This window comes from Streptomyces phytophilus, from assembly GCF_013870535.1.
In the GTDB taxonomy this organism is placed as follows: Bacteria; Actinomycetota; Actinomycetes; order Streptomycetales; family Streptomycetaceae; genus Streptomyces; species Streptomyces phytophilus.
Map to the genome: position 1 here is coordinate 1 of NZ_JACBXC010000621.1, position 3,532 is coordinate 3,532.

Annotated in this window: 4 protein-coding genes; 1 reads left to right on the forward strand and 3 read right to left on the reverse strand. The window is 71.4% G+C overall.

The window, feature by feature from the left end; genetic code table 11:
- The 3 genes from H5J30_RS22400 to H5J30_RS22410 all read right to left on the reverse strand — a co-directional run.
- The coding region (locus tag H5J30_RS22400; protein ID WP_181789184.1) for an enoyl-CoA hydratase/isomerase family protein at positions 1 to 621 on the reverse strand (621 nt) is incomplete at its 3' end.
- Between the two features lie 92 nt (positions 622 to 713).
- Positions 714 to 932, reverse strand: a complete 219-nt coding sequence (locus H5J30_RS22405; RefSeq protein WP_026276177.1) for a helix-turn-helix domain-containing protein — start codon at positions 930 to 932, stop codon at positions 714 to 716.
- Between the two features lie 335 nt (positions 933 to 1,267).
- Positions 1,268 to 2,866: an ABC-F family ATP-binding cassette domain-containing protein gene (locus H5J30_RS22410; RefSeq protein WP_181789185.1), complete on the reverse strand. Its 1,599-nt coding sequence runs from the start codon at positions 2,864 to 2,866 to the stop codon at positions 1,268 to 1,270.
- A gap of 223 nt (positions 2,867 to 3,089) precedes the next feature.
- On the opposite strand from H5J30_RS22410, the gene H5J30_RS22415 reads away from it, so the two are divergent.
- Positions 3,090 to 3,497, forward strand: a complete 408-nt coding sequence (locus tag H5J30_RS22415; protein WP_181789186.1) for a VOC family protein — start codon at positions 3,090 to 3,092, stop codon at positions 3,495 to 3,497.
- Positions 3,498 to 3,532: the final 35 nt, after the last annotated feature.

Genomic DNA, 3,532 nt, shown 5'->3' on the forward strand with positions numbered 1-3,532 from the left:
GTCCAGGTCCGCGGCGGAGACGACGAGGTTCGCCAGGCCCACCCGCTCGGCCTCCGCCGCGTGTACGAAGCGTCCCGTGACGCACATCTCCAACGCCCGTGCATATCCGACGAGTTGCACCAGCGGGCCGGTTCCCGTGAGGTCGGGCACGAGCCCGAGTGACGTCTCCCGCATGGCGAACTGCGCGTCGTCCGCGCACACCCGGAGGTCGCAGGCGAGGGCAAGCTGAAAACCCGCGCCAATCGCATGTCCCTGCACCGCCGCGAGGGAAACGATGTCATTCCGCCGCCACCAGGTGAACGCCTCCTGGTATTCGGCGATGACGGCGTCGAGGTCGCCGTCGGAATAGCGGGCCAGCTCAAGGAATGACGGCTCGTCCGCAAAGCCTTCGGGGGTGAATGCCTGCCGGTCGAGTCCGGCGGAGAAGGATTTGCCCTCGGCCCGCAGCACCACCACGCGGACGCTGCCGGGGAGTTCGCGCCCCGCGGCGGCGAGCGCCCGCCACATGGCGGGCGACTGCGCGTTGCGCCGGGCGGGGTGGTCGAGGGTCACCGTGGCCAGCGTGCCGTCCTCGCCGTCCAGGGCGAGTCGTACGCCGTCTCTGTGCAGCAGCTCTGTCATATACCGAACAGTAACCACCCGGCCGGTCCACCGGACCGGCCGGGTGCCTGTGCAGGGCCGGGGCGCCGGTCACGGCGGCCGCGGCAGTCCCGTCAGGACGACGCTTTCTTGCCTCGCGTCGCTCCGCCGCGACCGCGAAGGGTCACGCCGGATTCGCTGAGCATCCGGTGCACGAATCCATAGGAGCGGCCGGTTTCTTCGGCCAGCGCCCGGATACTCGCTCCGGAGTCGTACTTCTTCTTCAGGTCGGCCGCGAGCTTTTCGCGCGCGGCGCCGGTAACCCGGCTGCCCTTCTTCAGAGTCTCGGCCACCCGTGCCTCCTCGTACGGAAGTGCGCTCTGGACTCTCATGATCACCCCTTTATGGCCTCCTGGCCACCCGTTCGGCAAGGTCCGCGGCACGAGGTTTTCTCCGCAGTTCCCCGGCGGACCCGTCGGAACCAGGCATTCCGAGCCCCTCCGCGGGCCTTCCGGGACCGCGTTGCCGAGTGATTAGGCAGGTCAGGGGGCGGCGGCGGGGCAGGGCAGCGGCGACGGCGCGCGTAGCCGGCACCGCACGCCCGGTGACCAGGCGCCACGCCGTGGTACGAGCGCCACTCACTCAGATGATGGATCACCCATGAGCCGAATGATCCAGACGGGGGTGATCAAGCAAGCGCTACCAGGTCTGCGTAGTCCGCGTTCCACAGGTCCTCGACGCCGTCCGGCAGCAGGATGATCCGCTCCGGCTCCAGCGCGTCCACCGCCCCCTCGTCGTGGGTGACGAGGACGACGGCGCCGGTGAAGGTGCGCAGCGCGCCGAGGATCTCCTCGCGGCTGGCCGGGTCGAGGTTGTTGGTCGGCTCGTCGAGCAGCAGCACGTTGGCGGAGGAGACGACGAGGGTGGCCAGCGCGAGCCGGGTCTTCTCGCCGCCGGAGAGCACGCGGGCGGGCTTGTCGACGTCGTCGCCGGAGAAGAGGAACGAGCCGAGCACCTTGCGCATCTCGACGGTGTCCATGTCGGGCGCGGCCGAGGCCATGTTCTCCAGCACCGAGCGGTCCGGGTCGAGGGTCTCGTGCTCCTGCGCGTAGTAGCCGAGCTTGAGGCCGTGGCCGGGGGTGACCCCGCCGGTGTCGGGCTTCTCGACGCCGGCGAGCAGCCGCAGCAGCGTGGTCTTCCCCGCGCCGTTGAGGCCGAGGATGACGACGCGGGAGCCCTTGTCGACGGCGAGGCCCACGTCGGTGAAGACCTCCAGCGAGCCGTACGACTTGGAGAGGCCGTCGGCCGTCAGCGGCGTCCTGCCGCACGGGGCCGGGTCGGGGAACCGCAGCCGCGCGACCTTGTCGGCCTGCCGCTGCTCGTCGAGCCCGGAGAGCAGCCGCTCGGCGCGGCGTGCCATGTTCTGCGCGGCGGTGGCCTTGGTCGCCTTGGCGCGCATCTTGTCGGCCTGCGCGTTGAGCGCGGCGGCCTTCTTCTCGGCGTTGGCGCGCTCGCGGCGGCGGCGCTTCTCGTCGGCCTCGCGCTGCGCCTGGTAGAGCCGCCAGCCCATGTTGTAGATGTCGATCCGGGCGCGGTTGGCGTCGAGGTAGAAGACCTTGTTGACGACGGTCTCGACGAGCTGCTCGTCGTGGGAGATGACGACGAAGCCGCCGTGGTACGTCTTCAGGTAGTCCCGCAGCCAGACGACGGAGTCGGCGTCGAGGTGGTTCGTCGGCTCGTCCAGCAGCAGGACCTCGGAGTCGGAGAAGAGGATCCGCGCCAGCTCCACGCGGCGGCGCTGGCCGCCGGAGAGCGTATGGAGCGGCTGGCCGAGCACCCGGTCGGGCAGCCCGAGGCTGGCGGCGATGGTGGCGGCCTCGGCCTCGGCGGAGTACCCGCCCTTCGTCAGGAACTCGGTCTCCATGCGCTCGTAGCGCCGCATGGCCTTCTCGCGGGTGGCGCCCTTGCCGTTCGCCATCCGGTCCTCGTCCTCACGCATCTTGCGGATGACGGCGTCCAGGCCGCGGGCGGCCAGGATGCGGTCGCGGGCGAGCACGTCGAGGTCGCCGGTGCGCGGGTCCTGCGGCAGGTAGCCGACGGTGCTGCCGCGGGCGACGGCGCCGGCGGCGGGCTGGCCCTCGCCGGCCAGGACCTTGGTGAGGGTGGTCTTGCCGGCGCCGTTGCGCCCGACGAGGCCGATGCGGTCGCCCTTGGCGACGCGGAAGGTGGCGGATTCGAGGAGGACGCGGGCGCCGGCGCGCAGCTCCAGGCCGGTGGCGGTGATCACGGAAGTTCTCCAGGGCAGGGCGGAAGACGGCAAGGACGGGGCGGAACGCGCGCTACGCCACCTAATGCACATGGAGAGTTGCCATGCGCCAAGTGTATCGGGGCCCGCAACCCGATTGACGCGCCGGATCCGGCAGCACGGTCCCCCGGGGCCGCGGCCGGGCTGCCGCTGTCGGTGGCGGGTGCCAGACTGCCCGTACAGGCTTCGAGAGGACGTGATCCGCATGCCCGGCAGCGACGACGCCCCGACCGTCTACCCCACCCTGCTGTACGACGACGCCAAGGCCGCCGTCCGGCTGCTGACCGAGGGGCTGGGCTTCCGGGAGGTCGCGGTCTACGAGGGCGAGGACGGCAGGGTGGTGCACGCGGAGCTGGCCCAGGGGAACGGACTGGTGATGCTGGGCTCGAAGGGCACCGGCAGCGAGTTCGACAGGGCGGTGGGCGCCGGCGGCCCCAGCGGGGTGTACGTGGTGGTGGACGACCCCGACGCGCACCACCGGCAGGCCGTGGAGCACGGCGTGGAGATCCTGATGCCGCCGACCGACCAGGACTACGGGTCGCGGGACTACATGGCGCGGGACCACGAGGGCAACGTCTGGAGCTTCGGCACGTACGCGCCCTCCCCCCGCTGACCCGCGCCCGCCCGCCCGCTCAGCGACCGGTCACG

What these genes read in the sequence shown, in the direction of transcription:
- H5J30_RS22415 (WP_181789186.1), top strand. Translation starts at nt 3,090, where the DNA reads ATGCCCGGCAGCGACGACGCCCCGACCGTCTACCCCACCCTGCTGTAC.